This window comes from Streptomyces avidinii, from assembly GCF_045161815.1.
GTDB classification, from domain to species: Bacteria; Actinomycetota; Actinomycetes; order Streptomycetales; family Streptomycetaceae; genus Streptomyces; species Streptomyces avidinii.
The window spans coordinates 5,225,884-5,251,056 of sequence record NZ_CP108863.1; the positions used below are offsets into that span (position 1 = coordinate 5,225,884).

A 25,173-nucleotide genomic window follows, 5' to 3' on the forward strand; every position below is an offset into this window, starting at 1 on the left:
CATGGGGGCCGGCCACGCCCACAAGCTCTACCGTCACGGCCACTCGCCGGTCCACGGCCTGCCCCCGCACTGCAAGCTCGCCGCGACCCTGGGCTTCGTCGTGGTCGTCGTGTCCACACCGCGCGAGGCGGTGTGGGCCTTCGGCCTGTACGCCGCCCTCCTCGCGGGAGTGGCGGCCGTGGCCCGGATCCCGGCCGGCTTCCTGCTGCGGCGGCTGCTGATCGAGGTCCCCTTCGTCGCCTTCGCCGTGCTCATGCCCTTCGTGGCCGAGGGCGAGCGCGTACAGGTGCTCGGCATGTCGCTCAGCGTCTCGGGCCTCTGGGGCGCCTGGAACGTCCTCGCCAAGGGCACCCTCGGCGTGGCCGCCTCCGTCCTGCTCGCCTCGACCACCGAGCTGCGGGCCCTGCTGCTGGGCCTGCAGCGGCTGAAGCTGCCGCCGCTGCTCGTCCAGATCGCCTCCTTCATGATCCGCTACGGCGATGTGATCAGCGACGAGCTGCGCCGGATGTCCATCGCCCGCCGCTCGCGCGGATTCGAGGCGAGCGGGATCCGGCACTGGGGGGTGCTGGCCAAGACCGCCGGCGCGCTGTTCATCCGCTCCTACGAACGCGGCGAGCGGGTCTACCTCGCGATGGTCAGCCGCGGCTACGCCGGCTCCATGCCGGTGATCGACGAGGTCGCGGCCACCCGCGCCCAGTGGGCGTACGCGGCCGTGCTCCCGGTGACGGCCCTCGCCGTCTGTCTGATGGGATGGACCCTGTGACCACGACCCCCTCCCTCGAAGTCAGCGGCCTCGCCTACGCCTACCCGGACGGCCACCAGGCCCTCTTCGGGGTGGACCTGACCGTCGGGCAGGGTGAGCGGGTCGCCCTGCTCGGACCCAACGGCGCCGGCAAGACCACCCTGGTGCTGCACCTCAACGGGATCCTCACCGGCGGGGTCGGCTCGGTGTCCGTGGCCGGCCTGCCGGTGGAGAAGCGGAACCTAGCCGAGATCCGCCGCCGCGTCGGGATCGTCTTCCAGGACCCCGACGACCAGCTGTTCATGCCGACCGTGCGGGAGGACGTCGCCTTCGGCCCGGCCGCGGCCGGAATGCGGGGCGCGGAACTGGAGGAGCGGGTCCGCGCCGCCCTGGACCAGGTCGGCATGGCGGACTTCGCCGACCGGCCGCCGCACCACCTGTCCTTCGGGCAGCGCCGCCGCGTCGCGGTGGCGACCGTCCTGGCCATGCGGCCCGAGATCCTGGTCCTGGACGAGCCCTCGTCCAATCTGGACCCGGCCTCGCGCCGCGAGCTCGCGGACATCCTGCGCTCGCTGGACGTGACCGTGCTGATGGTGACGCACGACCTGCCGTACGCGCTGGAACTGTGCCCGCGCGCGGTGGTCCTCAGCGAGGGGGCCATCGCGGCGGACGGCCGCACACAGGAGCTGCTGTGCGACGACGAGCTGATGCGGGCCCACCGGCTGGAGCTCCCGTTCGGCTTCGACCCGCGCACGCCCCTTCTGACGCGCCCCTCGCACTGATCGGCGCCGGGGCGCCTCCCCGGCTTCGAGCCGCCGGGAAGCAGGACCGCCCGGCGGGCGTTGCACGGTGAGGTAGGCGCAGGCGCCGTCGGGGCGTCGCGGCAGGTGCTGGGAGTAGACGTGGATGTCCACGGGACGGTGGCGGAGGGCTTCGAGCCCGTCAGAGACGCGTTCGTACGCAACTTCGAGGTGCTCGGGGACCGGGGTGCGGCCGTCGCCGTCCACCGGGACGGCCGCAAGGTCGTCGACCTGTGGGCCGGTACCCGGGACGCCGAGGGCACCGAGCCGTGGACCGAGGACACCGCGCAGATCGTCCGGTCCGCGACCAAGGGCGTGGCGGCCGCCGTGCCGCTGCTGCTGCACCAGCGCGGACTGCTGGACCTGGACGCACCCGTGGGCTCGTACTGGCCGGAGTTCAAGTCGGGCGGCAAGGAGCGGATCCTGGTCCGGGACGTGCTCGCGCACCGCGCGGGCATACCGGCGCTGGACCGCGGGCTGACCGCCGCCGAGGCCGCCGACGGGGTGTCCGGGGCGCGCGCGGTCGCCGCACAGCAGCCCTTCTGGGAGCCGGGCACCGGGCACGGCTACCACGCGCAGACCTACAGCTGGCTGCTGTCCGAGCTGGTGCTGCGGGCGACCGGCCGCACGTTGGGCTGCGTCCTGGCGGAGGAGATCGCCGAGCCGCTGGGGCTGGAGTTCTGGATCGGCCTGCCGGAGGCCGAGGCCCACCGGGTGGGCCGGGTGGCCCCGGTGGAGCCGCCCGAGAGCGCGGGCATGCTGCGGACCCGGCCGCGCCGCAACGTCTCCGAGGCCTACGCCGACCCGGACTCCCTCACCCGCCGGGCCTTCGCCGCCATCGAACCGCTGCCCGACGAGAACGACCCCGCCTACCGGGCCGCGGAGCTCCCCGCCTCGAACGGCATCGGGACGGCCCGCGCACTGGCCCGTTTCTACGGGGCCACGATCGGCGTGGTCGAGGACGGCGCGCGGATCTTCACCCCGGCCACCACCGCGCTGGCCGCCCGGGAGCACTCCGCCGGGCCGGACCGGGTGCTGGTCGTGAACACCCGCTTCGGCGCCGGCTACATGCTGCACGGACCGGCCTCACCGCTGCTCTCTCCGGCCTCCTTCGGCCACCCGGGCCGCGGCGGATCCCTGGGCTTCGCGGACCCGGAGGCGGGCATCGGCTTCGGCTACGTCACCAACGCCCTGGCCAAGTCGGTCACCGCGGACCCGCGGGCCCAGGCCCTGGTGCGGGCACTGCGCTCAGCCCTGTGACGGCTCCGGCGGCTGTTCGCGCACGTCGGCCAGGGTGGCCCCGGCGTACGTGACGAGCTCGGCGGGAGCCATCGGGAACACCGTGTGCGGGGTCCCGGCCGCCGCCCATACCGTGTCGTGGGCGAGCAGCGACCGGTCGGCCAGCACCCGGGTGCGCGTACGGTGCCCGAAGGGCGGCACCCCGCCGATGGCGTAGCCCGTGGTCTCCCGGACGACGGCCGCGTCCGCCCGGGTCACCCGGTCCGCTCCCAGCTCGCGGCCGACCGCTGCGACGTCGACGCGGGAGGACCCGTCCATCAGGACCAGGACGGGGACCCCGTCCGCCGCGAAGACCAGCGACTTGACGATCTGGCCGAGCTCGCAGCCGATCGCGGCCGCGGCCTCCGCCGCGGTCCGGGTGGCCTCCGGGAAGGCCCGTACCTCGGTGTCGATGCCCAGGGCGGCCAGTGCCTCGGCGAAACGGGGGTGCGCTGTGGTCGTCATGCCGGGAGCCTAGGGGGTGCCCTGCCGAGCGGGCCGGGCCTTTTCTGCCCGGCCCCGCCCGCCCGTGTCCGGCCTGTCCGGCCTGTCCGGGCGGCGTCAGCCCGCGTTCAGGACCTGGGCGACGATCGGGCCCGCCGCCTCGCCGCCGTGGCCGCCGCCCTCGACCATGGCCGCCGCGGCCACGTCGCCGCTGTAGCCGGTGAACCAGCTGTCGGGGCTGTCCCCGGCGCCGCCGACCTCCGCCGAGCCGGTCTTCGCGCCCTTGTCCGAGCCGCGGACCGGAGCCATCGCCTCCCGCGCGGTGCCGCTGGAGGCCGTCAGCTTCATCATGCCGACCAGCTGCTGCTGCACCGAGGACTTCATCCGGCGCTCGGCCTTCGCGATCGTCCGGCCGTCGAGCTCCGGCGAGACCAGCAGCGGCTGACGGAACACGCCGGTGCGGGCCGTCGCGGTGATGGACGCGACGTTCAGCGGGTTCATGGTGATCTGGCCCTGCCCGATGTACTCGGCGGCCGCCGCCGCGCCCGTGGCCGGCGGGACCTTGCCGTCGGTGGACTTGATGCCGGTCTTCCAGTCCAGGTCGATGCCGAAGACCTCCGTCGCCTCCTTCGGCAGCGCGGAGTCGTCGTTGACCGGCTTGATCTGCTTGATGAAGGCGGTGTTGCAGGAGCGGGCGAACGAGGTCGCGAAGTTGGTGCCGGGCGGCAGATCGAAGTTCTTCAGGTTGTGGAACTCACGGCCCCAGGTCACCGTCTTCGGGCACTCCGCCGGCTTGTCCGCTGCGACCAGGCCGCGGTCCAGCAGCATCGCGGCCGTCACGATCTTCATCGTGGATCCGGGTGCCCGGGTGCCCCGCATCGCCGCGTTGAAGCCGTCCTTGCGGTTGTTCGCGACGGCCAGGATGTGTCCGTTGCTGGGCTGGACGGCGACCACCGAGGCCTCGGGGAACTTGGTCACCGCCTGCTCGGCCGCGGCCTGCACCTTCGCGTCCAGGTACGTCTTGAGGGTGCTCGGCTCGCCCTCGACGAGGGTCAGCAGGGTCCTCTTGGGAGCCTCCTTGGCGGCCGGCTCGATCCACACCTCGGCCCCCGCCCTGCCGCCCGACTTGCCGCCGTAGGTCTGGCGCAGCTCGTCGAGGACCTGGCGCAGCGAGGGGTACTTCTCCGCGGTCAGCTCCTCGCCATTGCGGTCCACGGCCTTGACCGGCGGGCTCGCGGGGGCGCCGGCGCGCAGCGCCTCGTCCTTCTGGAGCTGCGGGTGGATCACCGAGGGCTGCCAGTCGACCAGCGGCTTCCCGCTGGTGACCCCGCGGACCACGGTCAGCCGGGAGTCGTAGGCCATCGGCTTGGTGGTGCCCTCGTAGGTGATCTCCGCCTCGACCTTGAAGGGCACGGTGGCGCCGTTCGGCGTGCCGGGGGTGATCACCGCCTTGGACACGTACGCCTTCGTCCTGAAGCCCCCGACCGCGGCCTGCGCGGCCGCGGCGTTGTTCGTCAGGTCGGCCGCCACCCGCTCGTCCCCGGCCGCCCACGCGGCCAGGAAGGCCTTCGCGGTCTTCGCCGCGTCCTTCTCGCCGACCGGTCCGCTGCCCTTGCCGGCCTGGGTGGTGGTCTCGCCGCCCCGGCCGTCCCCGCCGTCGTCCCCGACGAGCGTGTACACCCCGTACCCCGCGCCGCCGAGCATTGCGAGGAACACCCCGCCGACGATGGCACCCTTCGTCGCCCCGTTCACCTGCGTACCCTCCCCCATGAACCGACGGTTCCCTGAACATGTTCAAAGAACCCTTGGTGCGGACATTACGCTGTGTCGAGCTCTCGTATGCCGTTGTTACCGGACCGGAACCTCCGAACGAAAAGCGTTCGGGGCCGGTCGCCCCGTCCCTGGAGTGCCGCCGTGGAACTCGCCTACCACCGCTACGTCCCCTCGGAGGCCGATGACCTGGTCGCCTTCCTCACCGGGGACACCTGGCCGTTCCACGGCTCGGCCGTGGTCGACCCGGACCGGGCCCGGCAGTGGGCCGCGGACGGCCGGTACGACAACGCGGAGACCCGGTCGTTCTGGATCGCCGGCGCGGGCGAGACCCTCGGCCTGATCCGGCTGATGGACCTGGGCGACGGCACACCCGTCTTCGACCTGCGGATCCGGTCCCGGTACCGCGGGCGGGGGATCGGCCCCCGGGCGCTGACCTGGCTGACCGGGTACCTGTTCACCGAGCTCCCGCTGATCCGGCGGATCGAGGGCACCACGCGCCAGGACAACGGGGCGATGCGCCGCACCTTCCTGCGGTGCGGGTACGTCAAGGAGGCGCACTACCGGGAGGCGTGGCCCTCGGACGACGGCACGGTCCACGACGCCGTCGGGTACGCGATCCTGCGCCGGGACTGGACCACCGGCACGACGACGCCCCCCGCCTGGGACGACGAGCACCCGTCGACCCGCTGACGCAGGTTCGAAAGTGCGTGCACCGGCGCCGTGTTCTAGCGTCGGAAGGGCGAGGGTGACCGATGCGCCGAGCCGGTCGCCCCCCGGAGTGCCTGCTCCGCGCCGCCGCCCCCGCCCCCGCCCGCGGTCCGGCGCATCCGCGGATCGCGTGACCGACCGAGAGAGCAGGTGCATCCGTATGCGTCCGTCGGCTCGTATCCCCAGCATCCTCGCAGGACTGGCCCTCGCCCTGGGCGGCGCCGTCATCGCCGCCCCCTCCGCGCAGGCGGACGTGAAGGCCTGCGAGCAGTACGTCGCCAAGCACGCCGCGAAGGTGACCGACGGCGTCTCGGAGGCGTGTTACCAGGGGCAGATCGGTAACCAGACCAGCTGCGACGCCAGCCTCGTCGCGGCCGGCGCCAGCAAGGACGTCGCGGCCTCGGCCTGCGAGGCGTCCCGCTAGCCCACGTTCGTACGGCCACACGTACTGCCGCACCCAGGTGCCCGTCCGGACCTGCCCCGCGGTGAAAGGTTGGTGTGCGGGGCCGACGGGACCGGGTACCGTCTTTGTCATGTTCTTCCGGGCGCCGATTTACGAGTGAGGGCGTGATGGGCCCGTGCTGACGTCCTGCGACGTCGCTGTCCGTCCCCCACCGATGCATCCGTAGATCACTTCACATCATTACCGGGAGAACCCGTGACCGTGAGCAAGAACATCAACAACCCCGTGGGCCAGGGTGGCGGCCAGCGCAAGAGGCAGTCCCGCGCCGAACGGCAGAACAACGGCCCGCACCGCAACCTCGACCGCCGGGGTGCAGCCGACCAGAAGGCGGAGCTGGTGCGCAAGATGCGCGAGAAGGCAGGCGTGGCCGAGGGCGCCGGGCCCGAGGGCGACGACACCGCACAGAGCTGACGCACCGCCGCCGCAGGGCGGCGCCGCACGCAGCAGGGCCCGGACCGCGACGCGCGGTCCGGGCCCTGCCGCCGTACCGGGCGGGCCCGGCACCAAAAGGTGCCGGGCCCGTCGTTCTGCCTGCTAGACCCAGGTGTCCAGCCACATGCGGCCGCGCCAGGAGTCCATCGGGAGGGTCTGGCCCGTGTAGATGGGCCAGAAGTAGATGAAGTTCCAGGCGATCAGCAGGACCAGCACCCCCGCGCCGATCGCGCCCAGCGCCCGTCTGCGTTCGCTGGAGCCGGCCGGGCCCAGCAGGGCGCCGATCATCATCGCCACCGCCAGGCACAGGTACGGGACGAAGACCACCGCGTAGAAGTAGAAGATCGTCCGCTCCTGGTAGTTGAACCAGGGCAGCAGGCCCGCCGCCAGCGCGCACGCGATCGCGCCCGCCCGCCAGTCGCGGCGGAAGAACCACCGCCACAGCACGTACAGCAGCGCGAAGCAGCCCGCCCACCACAGCAGCGGGGTGCCGAGGGCCAGCACCTCCCGGGCGCACTTGCCCGCCGCCGTCGCCGGGCAGCCGTCGGTGCCCGGTTCGGGGGACTCGTAGAAGTAGGAGACGGGCCGGCCCAGGACCAGCCAGCTCCACGGGTTGGACTCGTAGGTGTGCCCCGAGGTCAGGCCGACGTGGAACTTGTACACCTCGGTCTCGTAGTGCCACAGGCTGCGCAGCCACTCCGGCAGGAACCCCAGCGAGCTGCCCCGGTCGTACTTGGCCGCCCAGTCGCGCAGATAGCCGCCCTTGCCGTTGTCCGGGCTGAGGATCCAGCCCGACCACGAGGCCAGGTACGTCACGATCGCGACCGGGACCGTGGAGACGAAGGCGGGCAGCGCGTCGCGCCGCAGCATCGCGGCGTACGGGGCACCCGCGCCCGCGGTGCGGCGCGCGGCGGCGTCCCACAGGACGGTCAGGATGCCGAAGAAGGCCAGGATGACGAAGCCGTTCCACTTGGTGCCCGCGGCCAGGCCCAGGCAGACGCCGGCCAGGATCCGGTACGGCCGCCAGCCCAGCCGCAGCGTCTCGGCGATCTTCGCGTCGGGCCGGGTCCGGCCCTCCTCGTCCACCGGCAGCGCGTCCGCGAGCCGGGCTCTGGCCCGGTCCCGGTCGATGAGCAGCGCCCCGAAGGCGGCGAGCACGAAGAACATCAGCACCAGGTCCAGCAGCGCCGTGCGGCTCATCACCAGGTGCAGGCCGTCCACCGCCAGCAGCGCGCCCGCCAGGCAGCCGAGGAAGGTCGAGCGGAACAGGCGCCGCCCGATCCGGCACAGCATCAGCACCGACAGCGTGCCGAGCACGGCGGTCATGAACCGCCAGCCGAAGGGCGTGAAGCCGAACATCCACTCGCCGAGCCCGATCACCCATTTGCCGACGGGCGGGTGCACGACGTACCCCGGATCCGTCGGGAGGGCGACCCCGGACGGGTTGGCGAGGATCGACTTGTCGATGTCCTTGGGCCAGCTCGCCTCGTAGCCCTGCTTGATCGTGGCCCAGGCGTCCTTCGCGTAGTACGTCTCGTCGAATATCACCGCCTTCGGGCTGCCCAGGTGCACGAACCGCAGCACCCCGGCGACCAGCGCCACCAGCACCGGCCCCGCCCACGAGACGATCCGCTGCCAGGTCCCCCACACCTCGGGCGGCAGCCCGAAGGTCATCCACAGCTGCTTGGACGGCCTGGCGTACGGGGGCACCAGCCGGGTACGGACGTCCGCGCGCGCGGACGGCCCGGCGGGCGGCACGTAGCCGAAGCCGCGCAGCCGGCGCAGCCAGGTGCTCGGATCGTCTTCGCGTCCCACCGGTGAGGCGGGCGGGGCCCCCGCGGGGCTGGGCGGCGGCGTCGCGGTACTGGTCACCGGCACATCGTAGGGAAGAGATCTGTGTGCGCCACCAGTGGCGGGGGGCGGCGGGGCACGGGGCTGAGAGGATGGGCGGGTGACAACTGACCAGCCCCGCAGTATCCGGCCCACCTCCACTGCCGCCGCGGCCGAAGGCCTGATGGGCACGCTCGTGCTCGCCGGCACCCCCATCGGCGATCTCGCGGACGCCCCGCCGCGTCTGGCGGCCGAGCTGGAGCGGGCCGATGTGATTGCCGCCGAGGACACCCGGCGGTTGCGCCGGCTGACCCAGGGGCTGGGCGTCCACACCACCGGGCGCGTCCTGTCGTACTTCGAGGGCAACGAGTCGGCGCGCACCCCGGAGCTGGTCGAAGCCCTGGCCGGCGGCGCGCGCGTCCTGCTGGTGACGGACGCGGGCATGCCCTCGGTGTCCGACCCCGGCTACCGGCTGGTCGCCGCCGCCGTGGAGAAGGACATCAAGGTCACGGCCGTTCCCGGGCCGTCCGCGGTGCTCACCGCGCTCGCCATGTCCGGGCTGCCGGTGGACCGGTTCTGCTTCGAGGGGTTCCTGCCCCGCAAGGCGGGGGAGCGCCTGGGCCGGCTGCGCGAGGTCGAGGGCGAGCGGCGCACGCTCGTCTACTTCGAGGCCCCGCACCGGCTCGACGACACCCTGGCCGCGATGGCCGAGGTCTTCGGGGCCGACCGGCGGGCCGCGGTGTGCCGTGAACTGACCAAGACGTACGAGGAGGTCAAGCGCGGCGGGCTCGGCGAGCTCGCGGCCTGGGCCGCCGAGGGCGTGCGCGGGGAGATCACGGTCGTGGTCGAGGGCGCTCCGGCGGCCGCGCCCGGCGACGTGGACGACGAGGAGCTGGTGCGCCGGGTGCGGGTGCGCGAGGAGGCCGGTGAGCGGCGCAAGGAGGCCATCGCGGCGGTCGCGGCCGAGGCCGGCGTACCCAAGCGCGGGGTGTTCGACGCAGTGGTCGCGGCAAAGAACGCGGCACAAAAGATGCCGTGAGCAGGTAAAGAGCTAACCTGAAAGGCAAAGCTCAGACCGCGCACCGGGCACTTTCGGAATGAGTCGCCCAAGGACCGCCCAACAGTAGACAGGGCCTGATGCGCTCCCGCCCGTTGAGGCGTCCACTGGCAATGGCACCAGTGGAACAAGAGGAGCTGGCATGAGTGAGATCGCAGACACCCCGGTACCCGTCTCCGCCCCCGTCGCAGTCCCTGTCGCTGTGACCGCCTCCGACGTGCACACCGTGCACGAGGCCTACTCCTTCGCGTGCATGAAATGCGGGTACGGCTGGGAGCAGGCGTACGCGATCGAGCACCACGTCGACGGCAAGGGCGAGCCGTTCATCATGTACAAGGTCGACGGCGAGCGGGTGCCCTCGCCCCTGTCCAACCCGACCTGCCTCAACTGCGGCGGACACGTCGTACGGATCATGCGGGCCGGGCAGGTCTCCTCGGTGATGGGCATGATCGACCACCTCTACCACCACCAGATAGCCCCCGGGATCGCCGGACCGGTGCCGGCCGGCGTGAACGTACCCCGGCCGCCGAAGCAGCACGGTGCGCCCCGCTCGCACGACGCCCCGGGGCCCGTGGCCATCGACCCGGCCGGGGAACGCCGGGGCCTGCTCTCCCGTCTGAAGGGGCTCTTGCGCCGGTCATAAGATCGGCCGTATGAGCACACGCGTGGAGAAGACGCAGCCCAAGGACGCACCGCCGCCGCTGCCCGAACCCCTCCGGGTGGCGGTCGCCGACTCGCACACCCACCTGGACATGCAGTCGGGCACCGTCGAGGAGGGCCTCGCGAAGGCCGCCTCGGTGGGCGTGACCACCGTCGTCCAGGTGGGCTGCGACGTGAAGGGCTCCCGGTGGGCCGCCGAGACCGCGGCCGCGTACGAGAACGTCCACGCGGCCGTGGCCCTCCACCCGAACGAAGCCCCGCGCATCGTCCACGGCGATCCAGGGGGCACCTCCCAGCCCCCTGGGGCTGGGGGAGGCTGGTCGCGGCAGGGCGCCCGGGCCGGTGGCGGCGAGGCCGCCCTCGACGAGGCGCTGGCCGAGATCGAGGCACTGGCCGCGCTCGACCACGTCAAGGCGGTCGGCGAGACCGGTCTGGACTACTTCCGCACCGGGCCGGAGGGCATGGCCGCGCAGGAGCGCTCCTTCCGCGCGCACATCGAGATCGCCAAGCGGCAGAACAAGGCGCTGGTCATCCACGACCGGGAGGCCCACGCGGACGTGCTGCGCGTCCTGCGCGAGGAGGGCGCCCCCGAACGGACCGTCTTCCACTGCTACTCCGGGGACGCCGACATGGCCCGCGAGTGCGCCGCCGCCGGGTACTACCTGTCCTTCGCCGGGACCGTCACCTTCAAGAACGCGGCCCCGCTGCGCGAGGCGCTGGCCGTGGCCCCGCTGGAACTTGTGCTCGTCGAGACGGACGCGCCGTACCTGACCCCCGCGCCTTACCGCGGACGGCCCAACGCGCCGTACCTCATTCCGCTGACGGTCCGGGCGATGGCCGCGGTCCGCGGCATCGACGAGGACGCGATGGCCACCGCGCTGGCGGCCAACACGGCCCGCGCCTTCGGCTACTGACGGCCACTGACACCCCGCCCGCTCCGACACGCTGAGTAGCCGTCCCGCTTTGGAGCGTGACGACTCCTCCGCTAGGGTGCCGTGCCCGCACTCAGAGGGTGCCGGATCACCAGTGGAGCGAGCGTCGTGAGCGATACGCAGGGCAGTCACCGCCGCGGCGGTCCCGTCCCCGAGGCGTACGAGGCCCAGCCCTTGGCCCGGCCGGCCGGTACGGGCGATCCCGGCCCCGCCGTGCGGGACCTCGGCCCCGCCGCCCGGGACCCCGAGCCCGCGGTCCCCGCCCCGCGCGGCGGGCGCCGCCGCCGGGCCGCCATGTCGCCGGCCGAGCTCGCCGGGGCCGACACCCTGGCCGGGGGACCGGTGGCACCCGGGTCGGGCCGCCGCCGGGCCGAGACCCCGGCGGGGGCCGTGACGGGCCCCGCCACCGCACCCGGCCTGCCCCTCGCCCCCGCAGTACCGGGCCAGGGCGCCGGCCCCGGCCGCCGCCGCGCCCGGGGCCGCGGGGTCCCCGACCGGCCCCCCGGCACGAACTGGCGGCGGATCGTGCCGCAGGCGCTCGTCGTCGCCTTCCTCGCGGGCGGCACCACGGCCTTCGTGGCCGCCGACAAGGCGGTACGGCTCACCGTGGACGGAGTCCCGCGCAACCTGCACACCTTCGCCGACGACATCGGCGAACTGCTCGCCGCCGAAGGCCTCGGCATCGGCCCCCACGACCTCGTCGCCCCCGCCGCCGGCGAACCCCTCGAAGACGGCGAGGAGATCGTCGTCCGCTACGGCCGCCCGCTGCGTCTGACCCTCGACGGGCAGCAGCGCCAGGTGTGGACCACCGCCCGCACCGTCGAGGGCGCGCTGCGCCAGTTCGGCATCCGCGCCGAGGGCGCCTACCTCTCAGCCCCCCGCACCGCCCCCGTCCCGCGCTCCGGGCTGGCCCTCAGCGTCCGCACCGAACGCAGCGTCACCTTCATGGCCGACGGCCGCGAACGCACCATCCGCACCAACGCCGCCACCGTCCAGGAGGCCCTCGACCAGGCCGGCATCACCCTTCAGGGCCAGGACACCACCTCCGTACCCCCCACCGACTTCCCGCGCGACGGCCAGACCGTCACCGTGCTGCGCATCACCGGCACCCGCGAGGTCCGCGAGGAGCGCGTCCCGTTCGAGACCGAGATGGTCAAGGACCCCGAGCTGTTCGCCGGTACCGAGGTCGTCGAGCGCGTCGGCCGCCCCGGGGCGCGCAGGGTCACGTACAGCCTGCGCACCGTCAACGGGGTCCGGCAGACGCCGCGGCCCATCGCCGACGAGGTCGTGCGCGAACCCGTCGCCCAGCTCGTGCGGGTCGGCACCAGAGCCCTGCCGAGCTCGGTCGCCGGCGCCGACGGCCTCAACTGGGCGGCCCTCGCCCAGTGCGAGTCCGGCGGGCGCCCCTCCGCCACCGACGCCTCGGGCACCTACGGCGGCCTTTACCAGTTCGACGTACGCACCTGGCAGGGCCTCGGCGGCAGCGGCCGCCCCCAGGACGCCTCGGGCACGGAACAGACGTACCGGGCGAAGAAGCTCTACGTGCAGCGGGGGGCGAGCCCGTGGCCGCACTGCGGCCGCAGGCTCACGTCGTAGATCCGGGAACCGGAGCGCCGGTCCGGCTCCGGATCACTCGGCCGATCTGAGACGCTTTACCGGTGAGCACCGCAGAGCAGCAGCCCGAGAACCCCGAGAACACCTCCCCCGGCACACCCGACGCCCTCCTCGGGCCGGCCGACATCAGGGAGCTGGCCGCCGCCCTCGGCGTACGCCCGACGAAGCAGAAGGGGCAGAACTTCGTCATCGACGCCAACACGGTGCGCCGGATCGTGCGCACCGCCGAGGTCCGCCCGGACGACGTCGTCGTCGAGGTCGGCCCGGGGCTGGGCTCGCTGACGCTCGCGCTGCTGGAGGCCGCGGACCGGGTCGTCGCCGTCGAGATCGACGACATCCTGGCCGCGGCGCTGCCCGCCACCATCGAGGCCCGGATGCCCGCGAAGAAGGACCGCTTCGCGCTGGTCCACTCCGACGCGATGCTCGTGACCGAACTGCCCGGCCCGCCGCCGACCGCGCTCGTCGCGAACCTGCCCTACAACGTGGCCGTGCCCGTCCTGCTGACGATGCTCGACCGCTTCCCGACCATCGAGCGGACCCTGGTGATGGTGCAGGCCGAGGTGGCCGACCGGCTGGCCGCCGAGCCGGGCAACAAGGTCTACGGGGTGCCCTCGGTCAAGGCCAACTGGTACGCGCACGTCAAGCGCGCCGGCGCCATCGGCCGCAAGGTCTTCTGGCCCGCCCCGAACGTCGACTCCGGTCTCGTCTCGCTGGTGCGCCGCACCGAGCCGATCAGGACCAGCGCCACCAAGGCGGAGGTCTTCGCGGTCGTGGACGCCGCCTTCGCCCAGCGCCGCAAGACGCTGCGTGCCGCGCTGGCCGGCTGGGCCGGGTCGGCGGCGGGCGCGGAGGCCGCGCTGGTCGCCGCCGGTGTCTCCCCGCAGGCCCGCGGGGAATCCCTGACGGTCGAGGAGTTCGCGGCGATCGCCGAGCACAAGCCCGCGGCGGAGAGGCCCGCACTGTGAGCGCGCGCCAGGCGGCCGTGACCGTACGGGTCCCCGCGAAGGTCAACGTGCAGCTGGCGGTGGGCGCGGCCCGCCCCGACGGCTTCCACGACCTGGCCAATGTCTTCCTCGCCGTCTCCCTCCACGACGAGGTCACCGCCACCCCGGCCGACACCCTGACCGTCACCTGCGCCGGCCCCGACGCCGACCAGGTCCCGCTGGACCGCACCAACCTCGCGGCGCGCGCCGCCGAGATCCTCGCGGCCCGGGCCGGCATCGAACCCGCCGTCCACCTCCACATCGCGAAGAACATCCCGGTGGCGGGCGGCATGGCGGGCGGCAGCGCGGACGGCGCGGCGGCCCTGCTGGCCTGCGACGCCCTGTGGGGCCTGAACACCCCGCGCGCCGAACTCCTCGACATCTGCGCCGAGCTCGGCAGCGACGTCCCCTTCAGCCTGGTCGGCGGGGCCGCGCTCGGCACCGGCCGCGGTGAGCTGCTGACCCCGGTGGAGGCCGGGACGTTCCACTGGGTGTTCGCGGTGGCCGACGGGGGCCTGTCCACCCCGGCGGTCTTCCGCGAGTTCGACCGCCTCGCCGAGGGCAGGCGGATCCCCGAGCCCGAGGCCTCCCCGGAGCTCCTGGCGGCCCTGGCCTCGGGCGACGCGGACGCGCTGGGCGCCGCGCTGGCCAACGACCTCCAGGCGGCGGCGCTCTCGCTCCGGCCGCAGTTGGCGCGGACGCTGGCCGCGGGCGTGGACGGTGGTGCGCTCGCCGCGCTGGTCTCCGGCTCCGGGCCGACGACGGCGTTCCTCGTCGCGGACGAGGAAACCGCCGCCAAGGTCGCGGCCGCGCTCGAGGCCTCCGGCACCTGCCGGGCCACTCGGATCGCCTCCAGCCCGGCCCCCGGCGCCACGGTCCTGCCGTCCTGACTCTGCGGGCCGTTGCCGGGGGCGCCGCCCCCGGACCCCCGCGCCCGGTGATTCAGCCTCGCGGGCGTTCGAGGCGCGGGGCTCGGGGCGGAGCCCCGGCAGCGGCGCCGCACTCGTACTCAGGCGGAAGTTGAGTACCCGCGCCCTGTCGGGAGACGCCCCCGGGCGGCGACCGTAGCGCCATGGGACAGACCGTCAGGGACATGGCCGAGGCCACCCCCGCCGACCGCGACCGGTACGTCGACCTGCTGCGTGTCGCCTCGCTCGGCACCGTCGTCGCCGGGCACTGGCTGATGGCAGCCGTCAGTGCGGACGGGATAGGGAATCTGCTCGCCCTCGTGCCCGCCCTCCAGGTGCTCACCTGGGGGCTGCAGATCATGCCCGTCTTCTTCTTCGTCGGCGGGTTCTCGCACGCCCTGTCCTACCGCTCCCTCGCCCGCCGCACCGACGGCCCCGTCTACGCCGTCTTCCTGCGGGCCCGGCTCCAGCGGCTGTTGCGCCCCACCCTCGTCTTCGTCCTGGTGTGGGCCGCGCTCGCGCTCGCCGTGCAGCTCACCGGCCGGGACGGCGGCGCGCTGACCGGGGCCGCGCTGCGGCTGGTCACCCAGCCGCTGTGGTTCATCGGGATCTACCTGGCCATGGTCGCCTTCACCCCGCCGCTGCTGAAGCTGCACGAGCGCCACGGCTGGGGCGCCTTCGCCGCACTGGCCGGGGCGGCCGCGCTGGTCGACGTACTGCGCTTCGCGCTCGGGGTCCCGTACGTGGAGTTCCTGAACTTCGCCTTCGTCTGGCTCGCCGTCCACCAGCTCGGCTTCCTGCGGGCCGACGGCCGGATCCGCCGGCCCGCCCTCCTCGCCGCCGCGGGTCTCGCCGCGGCCGTGCTGCTGGTGGCGTACGGCCCGTACCCGCTGTCCATGGTGGGGATGCCCGGCGAGAAGGTGTCCAACATGGCCCCGCCCACCCTGGCCCTGCTCTGCCACGGCCTGTGGCTCGTCGGCGCCGTCCAGCTGCCGGCCCGGCCCGCCACCGCCTGGCTGCGCCGCCCGCGCGTCTGGCGCGGGGTCGTCGCGGCCAACGGCCTCGCCATGACGGCCTTCCTGTGGCACCTCACCGCCATGCTCGGCGTGTACGGGGCCCAGCTCGCCCTCGGCCTCGGCCTGCCGGCCCCGGCCACCGCCGCCTGGTGGGCGCAGGTGCCGCTACGGATCCTGGCCGCGGCCGGGGTCACGGGCGGACTCGTCGCGCTGTTCCGCCGCTTCGAGGCGCCCCGGCCGAGCGCCCCCGCACCCGCCCCGGCCCCTCGGCGTACCGGCGGTCCGCTCGCCGCCCTCGGGATCACCCTGTGCCTGCTCGGCATCCTCGGCCTGTCCATGACCGGGCTCGGCGGTCTGCTCGACGGGCACAGCGCCACGCTGATCGCCCTGCCCGTCACCGCTCCGGCCGCGATCGCGATGGCACTGGGCGGCTGGTACCTCGTGGAACGGTCTGCCCCGGCCCGGAGGGTTAGGCTGAGGGGCTGATCCACACCCTTTCCCTGGAGCGCGTCTGATGGCCGTCAATCTGGTCAATGTCGAGGCAGTCAGCAAGGTGTACGGCACACGTACCCTGCTGGACGGCATCTCCCTCGGCGTGTCCGAGGGGGACCGGATCGGCGTGGTCGGCCGCAACGGAGACGGCAAGACCACCCTCATCCGGATGCTCGCCAAGCTGGAGGAGCCCGACACCGGACGGGTCACCCAGTCCGGCGGCCTGCGCATGGGCGTGCTCACCCAGCACGATTCCCTCGACCCCCGGGCGACCATCCGCCACGAGATCATCCGGGACATGGCGGACCACGAATGGGCCGGCAACTCCAAGATCCGTGACGTCCTGACCGGACTCTTCGGCGGCCTCGACCTGCCCGGCTTCGGCCAGGGCCTCGACACCGTCATCGGCCCGCTCTCCGGTGGCGAGCGCCGCCGGATCGCCCTGGCCCAGCTGCTCATCGCCGACCAGGACCTCCTGATCCTCGACGAGCCCACCAACCACCTCGACGTCGAGGGCATCTCCTGGCTGGCCAAGCACCTCCAGGAGCGCCGCTCCGCGCTCGTCTGCGTCACCCACGACCGCTGGTTCCTCGACCAGGTCTGCACCCGCATGTGGGACGTGCAGCGCGGGGACGTGCACGAGTACGAGGGTGGCTACAGCGACTACGTCTTCGCCCGCGCCGAGCGCGACCGGATCGCCGCCACCGAGGAGTCCAAGCGCCAGAACCTGATGCGCAAGGAGCTGGCCTGGCTGCGCCGCGGCGCCCCCGCCCGGACCTCCAAGCCCCGCTACCGCATCGAGGCGGCCAACGAGCTGATCGCCGATGTGCCGCCGCCGCGCGACACCAGCGAGCTGATGAGGTTCGCCAACGCCCGCCTCGGCAAGACGGTCTTCGACCTCGAGGACGTCAGCGTGCACGCCGGGCCGAAGGAGCTGCTCAAGCACCTCACCTGGCACCTGGGCCCCGGCGACCGCGTCGGCCTCGTCGGCGTCAACGGCGCCGGCAAGACCTCCCTGCTGCGCGCGCTCGCCGAGGCCGCCCGCACCCAGGGCGACGTCCAGCCCGCCGCCGGCAAGATCATCGTCGGCAGGACCGTCAAGCTGGCCTACCTCTCGCAGGAGGTCGGCGAACTCGACCCGTCCCTGCGCGTCCTGGAGGCCGTCCAGCGCGTCCGTGACCGCGTCGACCTCGGCAAGGGCCGCGAGATGACGGCGGGCCAGCTCTGTGAGCAGTTCGGCTTCACCAAGGAGAAGCAGTGGACGCCGGTCGGCGACCTCTCCGGCGGTGAGCGGCGCCGCCTGCAGATCCTGCGCCTGCTGATGGACGAGCCCAACGTCCTGTTCCTCGACGAGCCCACCAACGACCTCGACATCGAGACCCTGACCCAGCTGGAGGACCTCCTCGACGGCTGGCCCGGCTCGATGATCGTGATCTCCCACGACCGCTTCTTCATCGAGCGCACCACCGACACGGTGATGGCGCTGCTCGGGGACGCCAGCCTGCGGATGCTGCCGCGGGGCCTGGACGAGTACCTGGAGCGCCGGCAGCGGATGATCGAGGCGGCCGCCCCGGCGCCCGTCCAGGCCGCCACCACGGCGAAGTCCACCGCCTCGGGGGATTCGCGCGCGGCGAAGAAGGAGCTGCAGAAGATCGAGCGGCAGCTGAACAAGCTGTCCGACCGCGAGGGCAACCTGCACGCCCAGATCGCCGAGAACTCCACCGACTACGACAAGGTGGCCAAGCTCGACGCGGAGCTCCGCGAACTCCTCGCGGACCGCGACGATTTGGAGATGCGCTGGCTGGAGCTGGCCGAGGAGGCCTGACCGCGGCCGGGGCGATCAGCCCCGCACCGGCCCCGTCCGCGGGCCAACTGGCCGGATAACGGCGGCGTCACGGGCCGGTCCTCCCTTGGGAACAGGGGGTGGACCGGCCCGATGTATGAGCGCCGTCAGTGATAGAAAGGTCATCCTCCCCGACCGCCCGATGCCGAAAGTGTGCGCTGATGACCGAGCCGCCCCAGCCGCCGAACCAGCCACCGACACCTTCCGGTTACGGACACCTGCCCGGCCCGCCGCAGCAGGGCTACGGGTTCCCGCCGCCGAGCGACAACCCGTACGCCCAGCAGCCCGGCCACCCGCCGCAGCCGCCCACCGTGCAGCAGCACGCGGGCCACGGCTACCCGCCGCCCCCGCCCGGCGGCGGTCCCGGCGCGACGCCGAAGAAGAAGCGGGCCGTTCTGATCGCCGCCGCGGTGGCTGCCGCGCTCGTCCTGGGCGGCGTCGGCTACGTCGCGTTCTCCGGGGACGACAAGGACGCGAAGCCGACCGCGCAGGAGCCCACCGACGCCAAGCCCTCCGTCGCCCCGTCCGTGGAGAAGGGCGACGGCAACGGCGACGCCGGCCCCCAGCAGGCGGACCTCAACGTCGGCCGCAAGCAGGGCGAGGACAAGGTCCTCTGGCTCAAGACCCTCAAGGTCGACGGCCCGGGCATGGGCGTCGACTCCGCCGGCCAGTGGGTGGTGGGCGACACCGTCGTCAAGAGCGTCTGGAAGAACCTCACCGGCTACTCGGTCACCGACGGCAAGGAGAAGTGGACCCTCCCCTTCCCCGCCCTGATCTGCTCCGTCGCCGCACAGGCCACGCCCGAGGGCCGCACGGCCGTCATGTACCGCGACGGCGAGGGGGACGACACCACCTGCAACCAGCTGCGCGTGGTCGACCTCAAGACGGGCAAGGAGGTCTGGTCGAAGGAGGTGCCCAAGGAAGGGCTCTTCGACATCTTCACCAGCCCCACCCTGGCCATGACCGGCGACACGCTCGCCGTCAGCCGCGGCGGCACCGCCAGCGCCTTCAGGATCAGCAACGGTGACAAGCTCTTCGCGAACCCCCGGGGCGAGGGCTGCCTCCCGGACTCCTACGAGGCCGGCAACGGCAAGATGATCGCCCTGGTCACCTGCACGGACGAGGCGGCCAACACCGAGGTCCACGGCGTCGACCCCGTCACCGGCGCGAAGGCCTGGGCGTTCCGGCTCCCCGCGAAGTTCAAGGTCACCAGCATCTACTCGGTGCACCCGACCGTCATCGACATCGGCAACGAGCAGGAGAAGAAGCGCGCCATCGTGGTCCTGGGACCCGACGGAAAGCAGACCGCCACCGTCACCGGCGAGGGCAGCTTCGCCGTCGGCTGCGGTGACGCCGGCATCATCCGGGCCCTGTCGACCTGCCCCTCGGCCGTCGTCGACAACAACACCCTGTACCTGCCCACCGCGGCGGACACCGGCGCGGCCAACGAGATCGTCGCCTTCGACCTGACCACCGGCAAGGCCAAGTGGCGCACCCCGGCCGGGGACAAGCGCACCCTCACCCCGCTCAAGGCCTTGGACGGGCAGCTGATCGCCTACCGCAAGGCCGAGTCCGATCAGGGCGGCGAGGTCATCTCGATCCCGGCCGCGGGCGGCACGCCCACCGCGCTGCTGCGCCACCCCTCGGGCCCCGCCGCCCCGATCGAGAGCGCCTTCTACCGCCCGAAGATGGACTACGTGGACGGACGGTTCTTCATCTCCGTCAACCACCTGCGGGCCCAGAACGTGGAGGAGAAGCTCCTGATGGTCTTCGGCAAGTGAGAACGCGTCCAAGCAGCCGCCCACCGAGAGGCATGAGCAACCGATGAGTACCCCGCCGCCCCCCAGCCAGCCGCCGTCCGGCGGCTTCGGCGCGCCGCAGGATCCCCCGCCGGGCGGGTTCGGCGCGCCCGTACCGCCGCCCGGCCCGGCCGCGCCCCAGCCCGGTCCGCCGCAGCAGCCGCCGAGCGCGCAGCCCGCGTACGGGTACCCGCAGACGGGCCCCGGCTACGGCTACCCGCAGCAGCCCGGCACCCCGCCGCCGTTCGGCACGCCGCCGGCGCCCGCGGCCCCGCTCCAGGCCCCGGCCGCGGGCACCGCCAACGACAAGCGCAACCAGCTGATGATCGTCGGCGCGGCCCTCCTGGCCATCGTCCTCATCGTCGGCGGCGGCCTCTGGTACACCTCCGGCGACGGCGGCACGGACGACCGGGCGGACAGCGGCCCGAGCGCCTCCCCGGGCAGCGACAAGCCCCAGGACGTGGTGCCCGGTACCGAGAAGGTGCCCGGCAACCCGAAGTCGAAGACGCTCCTGCACCTGCCGAACCCGGTTCCGGCGGACATCGCCACGGTCGCCGGTTCCTGGCTGACCGACTCCACCTACATCAAGTCCGACCTCTCGAAGATCGTCGGCTACAACGTCGTCGACGGCGGCAAGAAGTGGGAGCTGCCCCTCGCGGGCGAGCTCTGCGCGGCGACCAAGCACGTCAGCGAGAACAAGACGGCGGTCCTCTTCAGGCCCACCCCGTCGACGCCCGAGAACAAGTACCCGCCGTGCACCGAGGTCGGTGTCATCGACCTGGAGAGCGGCAAGCTCGTCTGGTCCGGCAGCGCCAAGAGCGCCACCGGCGGCGACAAGCCCGTCTCCCTGAACACGGTCACCCTCAGCGGCAAGACCGTCGCGGCGGCCGGCATCTCCGGGGGCGGCGCCGCCTGGAACCTCGCCGACGGCAAGTCCCTGTGGCTGCCCAAGGTCGACGGCGAGGGCTGCCGCGACGTCGGTTACGCCGGAGGCGAGGCGCTCGGCGCCATCCGCAAGTGCGGCCAGAGCCCCAACTACACCCTGTACGGGCAGCTCCTCGACCCGACCAGCGGAGCGCCCACCGCCTCGTACAAGCTGTCGCAGGGCATCGAGGACGCGTCCATCGTCTCCACCAAGCCGCTGATCGTGGCCGCCGACGTCGGCAAGACGGCGAAGAACGCCACGGGAGTCAGCGACCTCTTCGTCATCGACCCCAAGGGCGAGCTGAAGGCCCGTATCCCGCTCGCCTCCGGGGACTTCGCCGGCAAGTGCGGACTGGACGTCGAGAAGTGCGTCAACATGGTGGTCGGCAACGGCAAGCTCTACCTGCCGTCCTACGAGCACCAGGGCCAGTCCTCCAGCGGCCGCACCAACGAGCTGCTCTCCTTCGACCTGGAGACCGGCAAGCAGACCACCGACCGCGCCGACGCGGGCGAGCGGTACACGATGTTCCCGCTGCGCATGGACGGGTCGAACATCATCGCGTACAAGAACCCCCCGTACGACAAGGGCGGCCAGATCGTCAGCATCGACAGCAGGACGATGAAGGAAACCCTGCTCATGGAGAACCCGGCGGACAAGGTGAGCCAGCGCGCCGAGACCCAGTTCTCGCCGGAGTACTCCGAGTACCTCTACCACAACGGCAAGTTCTTCATCTCGCGGACGACGGTCAGCAAGCCGTTCACGGACAAGTCCGACCCGGAGTACCTCTTCGCGTCCTTCACCGCGAGCTGACGCACACCGCGCCGGTCCGCCCTCCACCCGAGGCGCACAGCACCGCCGAAAGCCCCCGAACGGTCCGTACCGATCGGGGGCTTCTGCGCGGTATCCCCCGCGCGCCGTCGAACAAGCGTGTAGCTTGCCGGGTCAGAAGGGTGGGGGGTGGTTCCTCAATGGGCGTACGGGTCGTGGTGGTCGACGAGCACCGGCTGCTGGCCGAGGCGCTCGCCTCTGCCCTGAAGCTGCGCGGCCACCGGGTACTGGCCGCTGCCGCCCCGGCCGCGGGCGCCGCCGAGCTGGTCATCAGCCGCGCCCCGGAGGTCTGTCTCCTCGGCACCGCCACCCCCGCCGAGCCCGGGGTCTTCGAGCCCGTCGTCCGCATCAAGCGGGAGCGTCCGCAGATCGCCGTGGTCGTCCTGGGCCCGGTGCCCAGCCCGCGCGGGATCGCGGCCGCCTTCGCCGCCGGGGCCTCGGGGTACGTGCGCCAGGACGAGCGCATCGAGGGCGTGGAGCGGGCCCTGGCCAAGGCCAGGGCGGGGGAGGTGGCGATCGCCCCGCAGCTGTTGCAGGGGGCCTTCGCCGAGCTCCTGAACCCCGCCGCCCAGCCCGACGACGAGGGCAGCCGGCTGCTGCGGCTGCTCACCCCGCGCGAGGTGGAGGTGCTTGTCCGGGTCGCCGAGGGCGAGGACACCCGGCTGATCGCCGCGGGCATGGAGATCGCCCCGAGCACCGCCCGTACGCACGTGCAGCGGGTCCTGATGAAGCTGGGCGTGGGGTCACGGCTGGAGGCGGCCGCGCTGGCCGCCCGTACCGGCCTGCTGGACCGGGCGCTGCCCACGGCGCCGTCCGCCCCCGCGCCCGGCTGACGCGCACGGCCGGGCGCGGGGGCGGACGGGCCGCCGATTTCCCCATGGGCGCGGAATCGGGTAAGCCAGTCCTCAAGCACGTGCACGCACCCGCGCGTGCTCCCCCGCGAGAGGCAGTAGGCGAGTGAGCAAGTACCTGGTAACCGGTGGCGCCGGATACGTCGGCAGCGTGGTCGCGGCCCACCTTCTGGAGGCCGGCCACGAGGTGACCGTCCTCGACGACCTGAGCACGGGCTTCCGCGTCGGTGTCCCGGCGGGCGCCACGTTCGTCGAGGGCCGGATCCAGGACGCCGCCCGCCACATCGACTCCTCCTACGAGGCGGTGCTGCACTTCGCGGCCTCCTCGCAGGTCGGCGAGTCCGTGGTGAACCCGGGCAAGTACTGGGAGAACAACGTCGGCGGGACGCTGGCCCTGCTGGCGGCCATGCGCGGGGCGGGGGTGCGCAAGCTGGTGTTCTCCTCCACCGCCGCCACCTACGGTGAGCCCACGGAAGGCCTGCTGACCGAGGCCTCGGTGACCGCGCCGACCAACCCGTACGGCGCCTCGAAGCTCGCCGTCGACCACATGATCGCGGGGGAGTGCGTCGCGCACGGCCTGGCGGCGGTGTCCCTGCGCTACTTCAACGTGGCCGGTGCCTACGGGGAGTTCGGTGAGCGGCACACCCCCGAGACGCACCTGATCCCGCTGGTCCTCCAGGTCGCGCTGGGCGAGCGGGAGTCGATCTCGGTGTTCGGCGAGGACTACCCGACCCCGGACGGCACCTGCGTACGCGACTACATCCACGTCGCCGACCTGGCGGAGGCCCACCTGGCCGCCCTGCGGGTCGCCGCCGAGGGAGAGCACCTGATCTGCAACCTGGGCAACGGCAGCGGGTTCTCGGTCCGCGAGGTCGTCGAGACCGTCCGCAAGGTCACCGGCCGGGAGATCCCCGAGGTCGTCGCCCCGCGCCGGGCCGGCGACCCCGCGATGCTCGTCGCATCCGCGCGCACGGCCCACGAGCGCCTCGGCTGGACGCCGAGCCGCTCGGACCTCACCGGCATCATCACGGACGCGTGGAACTTCGCGCGCACGCACGCCTCCTGAGCCCGCGGGTCCTTCGGACCTCGGCCGTCCTTCGCGCCCCCCGCACCCGAATCGGTGCGGGGGGCGTGTGCGTGAAAGCCGTGCGCTGCGGGTGGGCGCCGCGCGCGGGCGCCCGGCGTGCACACGCCGGGTGAAATGCCCCCCGTGCAACTGCCCGCGGCACACGCCGGTACCGAAGCCGCCATCAGGACCTTCGGCGCAGTCGATTTCAAGCCACCACAAAGCCGGTTCGCAGCGCCCGCGCCGGAAAATCCCTGGGAAAACTTCTGCTATTCGGCCAACCGCCGGACGCCCCCGGGCCTACGCTGATGCGTGACACCGGTGGGGGCCGGTGTTGATTCAGGGGTCGAGACAAGTCGGGTACGTCGTCCGGTCCGGGGTAATGCAGATATGTCACGGCGGCGGCCGGGTCAGCTGCGGATCACCCGGTCCGGGCGCCGTACCCGCCGTCGTCCGTTCCCCTACCCTTGGGGGTTTTGTGGTTCGTATCCGGGTTCTCGTCGTCGACGATCACCGCATCTTCGCCGAATCGCTCGCAGCCGCGCTCGCGGCCGAGCCGGACGTGGACGTGTCCGCGGCCGGCAGCGGCCCCGCCGCGCTGCGCTGCCTCGAACGCGCGGCGGCCGAGGGCCGCCGCTTCGACGTCCTGCTGGTCGACGCCGATCTCGGCGCCGCCCCGGGGGCCGTACCCGCCCAGCGGGAGCCCGGCTCCGGGGCGCCGCCGCCCGGCTCGGACGGCATCGCGCTGGTCGCAGGGGTGCGGGTGTCCCACGCCGGCGTCCGCACCGTCGTGCTGGCCGAGCGGGACGACCCCCGTCGGGCCGCCCTCGCGCTCCAGGCGGGAGCCTCGGGATGGGTGGCGAAGGACTGCTCGCTCTCCCGGCTGCTGGCGGTCATCCGCGGGGTGCTGCGCGAGGAGACGCACCTGCCGCCCGCCCTGCTCACCGGGGTGCTCCGGGAGCTGACCGCGGCGCGCAAGCACCGTACGGACAGCGAGCGGCTGGTGGAGTCGCTGACCCCGCGCGAGCACGAGGTGCTGCGCTGCATGGTGGCGGGTCTGGGCCGCAAGGACGTGGCGGCGCGACTGTTCCTGTCCCCGCACACGGTCCGCACGCACATGCAGAACGTGCTGGGCAAGCTCGGGGTGCACTCCACGCTGGCGGCGGTGGCCCTGGCCCGGCGGGCCGGCGTACGACCGGCGGACCTAGCCGGGGATGTTGTCGAACGGAGCGGTCAACTGGCGTAGCAGCCCGGCGAGATCGCCGCGCTGGTTCTGGGAGAGCTGGGCCAGGATCGCCCGCTCCTGGGCCAGCAGCCCGGCGAGGGCCTGGTCGGCGCGGTCCCGGCCCTCGGGGGTGAGCCGCACCAGGACCCCGCGGCGGTCGCTGGGGTCCGGGAGCCGTTCGACGAGGCCCTTCTTGGCGAGCCGGTCGATGCGGTTGGTCATGGTGCCCGAGGTGACCAGGGTCTGGGTCAACAACTGGCCGGGAGAGAGCTGGTAGGGCGCGCCGGCGCGCCGCAATGATGTCAGGACGTCGAACTCCCACGGCTCCAGGCCGTGCTCGGAGAAGGCCAGCCTGCGGGCGCGGTCGAGATGGCGCGCGAGCCTGCTGACGCGGCTCAGTACCTCGAGCGGTTCCACGTCGAGGTCAGGGCGCTCCCGCCGCCATGCCGCCACCAGTCGGTCGACCTCGTCCTCCATGCCGATCAGTGTAAGGGGTCTGTCGAT

The 25,173-nt window shown here is 73.1% G+C and carries 23 protein-coding genes; 19 read left to right on the forward strand and 4 right to left on the reverse strand.

Translation table 11 applies throughout. The features are described from left to right. Window position 1 precedes the first annotated feature (1 nt). The 3 genes from cbiQ (at window position 2) to OG373_RS23495 (ending at window position 2,802) form a co-directional block, all read left to right on the forward strand. On the forward strand, window positions 2-763 hold the full coding sequence (gene cbiQ, locus OG373_RS23485; RefSeq protein ID WP_405440120.1) for a cobalt ECF transporter T component CbiQ: 762 nt from the start codon (window positions 2-4) through the stop codon (window positions 761-763). Beyond that, a complete protein-coding gene (locus tag OG373_RS23490) occupies window positions 751-1,524 on the forward strand; it encodes an energy-coupling factor ABC transporter ATP-binding protein (protein ID WP_405440122.1) in 774 nt (257 codons plus the stop codon). The genes cbiQ and OG373_RS23490 overlap by 13 nt, the downstream gene beginning before the upstream one ends. A 120-nt stretch (window positions 1,525-1,644) precedes the next feature. After that, entirely contained in the window at window positions 1,645-2,802 is a 1,158-nt protein-coding gene (locus OG373_RS23495; RefSeq protein ID WP_405440123.1) for a serine hydrolase domain-containing protein, read from the forward strand. Here the strand turns inward: OG373_RS23495 and OG373_RS23500 are convergent. Next, window positions 2,791-3,285, reverse strand: a complete 495-nt coding sequence (locus tag OG373_RS23500; RefSeq protein WP_405440125.1) for a YbaK/EbsC family protein — start codon at window positions 3,283-3,285, stop codon at window positions 2,791-2,793. The two genes, OG373_RS23495 and OG373_RS23500, sit on opposite strands and share 12 nt — an antisense overlap. A gap of 96 nt (window positions 3,286-3,381) precedes the next feature. Beyond that, window positions 3,382-5,034 (reverse strand): penicillin-binding transpeptidase domain-containing protein, encoded by a 1,653-nt coding sequence (locus tag OG373_RS23505; protein WP_405440126.1) that lies wholly within the window; start codon window positions 5,032-5,034, stop codon window positions 3,382-3,384. Between the two features lie 144 nt (window positions 5,035-5,178). Between OG373_RS23505 and OG373_RS23510 the strand changes: the two genes are divergently transcribed. The 3 genes from OG373_RS23510 to OG373_RS23520 all read left to right on the forward strand — a co-directional run bounded on the left by OG373_RS23510 (window position 5,179) and on the right by OG373_RS23520 (window position 6,619). Continuing rightward, the gene (locus OG373_RS23510; protein ID WP_405440128.1) at window positions 5,179-5,727 is read left to right on the forward strand and encodes a GNAT family N-acetyltransferase; all 549 of its coding nucleotides are present in this window, start codon (window positions 5,179-5,181) and stop codon (window positions 5,725-5,727) included. A 178-nt stretch (window positions 5,728-5,905) separates the two neighbouring features. Beyond that, window positions 5,906-6,169, forward strand: a complete 264-nt coding sequence (locus OG373_RS23515) for a hypothetical protein (protein ID WP_405440129.1) — start codon at window positions 5,906-5,908, stop codon at window positions 6,167-6,169. A gap of 234 nt (window positions 6,170-6,403) precedes the next feature. Continuing rightward, window positions 6,404-6,619, forward strand: coding sequence for a DUF6243 family protein (locus OG373_RS23520; protein WP_405440131.1), 216 nt, complete (start codon window positions 6,404-6,406; stop codon window positions 6,617-6,619). Window positions 6,620-6,742: 123 nt separating this feature from the next. Here the strand turns inward: OG373_RS23520 and OG373_RS23525 are convergent, their stop codons facing one another. Beyond that, entirely contained in the window at window positions 6,743-8,512 is a 1,770-nt protein-coding gene (locus tag OG373_RS23525) for a dolichyl-phosphate-mannose--protein mannosyltransferase (RefSeq protein WP_405440132.1), read from the reverse strand. Between the two features lie 142 nt (window positions 8,513-8,654). Between OG373_RS23525 and rsmI the strand changes: the two genes are divergently transcribed. The 13 genes from rsmI to OG373_RS23590 all read left to right on the forward strand — a co-directional run bounded on the left by rsmI (window position 8,655) and on the right by OG373_RS23590 (window position 24,690). Further along, entirely contained in the window at window positions 8,655-9,509 is an 855-nt protein-coding gene (rsmI, locus tag OG373_RS23530) for a 16S rRNA (cytidine(1402)-2'-O)-methyltransferase (RefSeq protein ID WP_397730869.1), read from the forward strand. A 160-nt stretch (window positions 9,510-9,669) separates the two neighbouring features. Further along, complete coding sequence (locus tag OG373_RS23535) at window positions 9,670-10,170, forward strand: hypothetical protein (protein ID WP_405440133.1); 501 nt, start codon at window positions 9,670-9,672, stop codon at window positions 10,168-10,170. A gap of 10 nt (window positions 10,171-10,180) precedes the next feature. Further along, on the forward strand, window positions 10,181-11,101 hold the full coding sequence (locus OG373_RS23540) for a TatD family hydrolase (RefSeq protein ID WP_405440135.1): 921 nt from the start codon (window positions 10,181-10,183) through the stop codon (window positions 11,099-11,101). A gap of 312 nt (window positions 11,102-11,413) precedes the next feature. Further along, on the forward strand, window positions 11,414-12,715 hold the full coding sequence (locus OG373_RS23545) for a ubiquitin-like domain-containing protein (protein ID WP_405444173.1): 1,302 nt from the start codon (window positions 11,414-11,416) through the stop codon (window positions 12,713-12,715). 62 nt (window positions 12,716-12,777) lie between these two features. Next, window positions 12,778-13,698, forward strand: a complete 921-nt coding sequence (gene rsmA, locus OG373_RS23550; protein ID WP_397730597.1) for a 16S rRNA (adenine(1518)-N(6)/adenine(1519)-N(6))-dimethyltransferase RsmA — start codon at window positions 12,778-12,780, stop codon at window positions 13,696-13,698. Then, window positions 13,695-14,606, forward strand: coding sequence for a 4-(cytidine 5'-diphospho)-2-C-methyl-D-erythritol kinase (locus tag OG373_RS23555; RefSeq protein ID WP_405440136.1), 912 nt, complete (start codon window positions 13,695-13,697; stop codon window positions 14,604-14,606). Before rsmA ends, OG373_RS23555 begins: the two co-directional genes overlap by 4 nt. A gap of 182 nt (window positions 14,607-14,788) precedes the next feature. Continuing rightward, entirely contained in the window at window positions 14,789-16,126 is a 1,338-nt protein-coding gene (locus OG373_RS23560) for an acyltransferase (RefSeq protein ID WP_405440137.1), read from the forward strand. Window positions 16,127-16,154: 28 nt separating this feature from the next. After that, window positions 16,155-17,957, forward strand: coding sequence for an ABC-F family ATP-binding cassette domain-containing protein (locus OG373_RS23565; RefSeq protein WP_397730590.1), 1,803 nt, complete (start codon window positions 16,155-16,157; stop codon window positions 17,955-17,957). A gap of 179 nt (window positions 17,958-18,136) precedes the next feature. Next, a complete protein-coding gene (locus OG373_RS23570; RefSeq protein WP_405440139.1) occupies window positions 18,137-19,756 on the forward strand; it encodes a PQQ-binding-like beta-propeller repeat protein in 1,620 nt (539 codons plus the stop codon). Between the two features lie 43 nt (window positions 19,757-19,799). Beyond that, window positions 19,800-21,509, forward strand: coding sequence for a PQQ-binding-like beta-propeller repeat protein (locus OG373_RS23575; RefSeq protein ID WP_405440140.1), 1,710 nt, complete (start codon window positions 19,800-19,802; stop codon window positions 21,507-21,509). Window positions 21,510-21,667: 158 nt separating this feature from the next. Further along, entirely contained in the window at window positions 21,668-22,360 is a 693-nt protein-coding gene (locus tag OG373_RS23580) for a response regulator transcription factor (RefSeq protein WP_405440142.1), read from the forward strand. A 124-nt stretch (window positions 22,361-22,484) separates the two neighbouring features. Continuing rightward, the gene (gene galE, locus OG373_RS23585) at window positions 22,485-23,444 is read left to right on the forward strand and encodes a UDP-glucose 4-epimerase GalE (protein WP_397730582.1); all 960 of its coding nucleotides are present in this window, start codon (window positions 22,485-22,487) and stop codon (window positions 23,442-23,444) included. Window positions 23,445-23,922: 478 nt separating this feature from the next. Further along, window positions 23,923-24,690 (forward strand): response regulator transcription factor, encoded by a 768-nt coding sequence (locus OG373_RS23590; protein ID WP_189971207.1) that lies wholly within the window; start codon window positions 23,923-23,925, stop codon window positions 24,688-24,690. Here the strand turns inward: OG373_RS23590 and OG373_RS23595 are convergent. Beyond that, entirely contained in the window at window positions 24,649-25,146 is a 498-nt protein-coding gene (locus OG373_RS23595) for a MarR family winged helix-turn-helix transcriptional regulator (protein WP_030386194.1), read from the reverse strand. The genes OG373_RS23590 and OG373_RS23595 overlap by 42 nt on opposite strands. Window positions 25,147-25,173: the final 27 nt, after the last annotated feature.

Bases quoted from the DNA above. Each gene is read 5' to 3' on its own strand.
- OG373_RS23490 (WP_405440122.1), top strand. From the start codon at position 751: ATGGACCCTGTGACCACGACCCCCTCCCTCGAAGTCAGCGGCCTCGCC.
- OG373_RS23575 (WP_405440140.1), top strand. From the start codon at position 19,800: ATGAGTACCCCGCCGCCCCCCAGCCAGCCGCCGTCCGGCGGCTTCGGC.
- OG373_RS23580 (WP_405440142.1), top strand. From the start codon at position 21,668: ATGGGCGTACGGGTCGTGGTGGTCGACGAGCACCGGCTGCTGGCCGAG.
- OG373_RS23565 (WP_397730590.1), top strand. From the start codon at position 16,155: ATGGCCGTCAATCTGGTCAATGTCGAGGCAGTCAGCAAGGTGTACGGC.
- OG373_RS23570 (WP_405440139.1), top strand. From the start codon at position 18,137: ATGACCGAGCCGCCCCAGCCGCCGAACCAGCCACCGACACCTTCCGGT.
- OG373_RS23545 (WP_405444173.1), top strand. From the start codon at position 11,414: ATGTCGCCGGCCGAGCTCGCCGGGGCCGACACCCTGGCCGGGGGACCG.
- cbiQ (WP_405440120.1), top strand. From the start codon at position 2: ATGGGGGCCGGCCACGCCCACAAGCTCTACCGTCACGGCCACTCGCCG.
- OG373_RS23595 (WP_030386194.1), bottom strand. From the start codon at position 25,146: ATGGAGGACGAGGTCGACCGACTGGTGGCGGCATGGCGGCGGGAGCGC.
- OG373_RS23500 (WP_405440125.1), bottom strand. From the start codon at position 3,285: ATGACGACCACAGCGCACCCCCGTTTCGCCGAGGCACTGGCCGCCCTG.
- rsmI (WP_397730869.1), top strand. From the start codon at position 8,655: ATGGGCACGCTCGTGCTCGCCGGCACCCCCATCGGCGATCTCGCGGAC.
- OG373_RS23535 (WP_405440133.1), top strand. From the start codon at position 9,670: ATGAGTGAGATCGCAGACACCCCGGTACCCGTCTCCGCCCCCGTCGCA.
- OG373_RS23515 (WP_405440129.1), top strand. From the start codon at position 5,906: ATGCGTCCGTCGGCTCGTATCCCCAGCATCCTCGCAGGACTGGCCCTC.
- OG373_RS23560 (WP_405440137.1), top strand. From the start codon at position 14,789: ATGGGACAGACCGTCAGGGACATGGCCGAGGCCACCCCCGCCGACCGC.
- OG373_RS23540 (WP_405440135.1), top strand. From the start codon at position 10,181: ATGAGCACACGCGTGGAGAAGACGCAGCCCAAGGACGCACCGCCGCCG.
- OG373_RS23505 (WP_405440126.1), bottom strand. From the start codon at position 5,034: ATGGGGGAGGGTACGCAGGTGAACGGGGCGACGAAGGGTGCCATCGTC.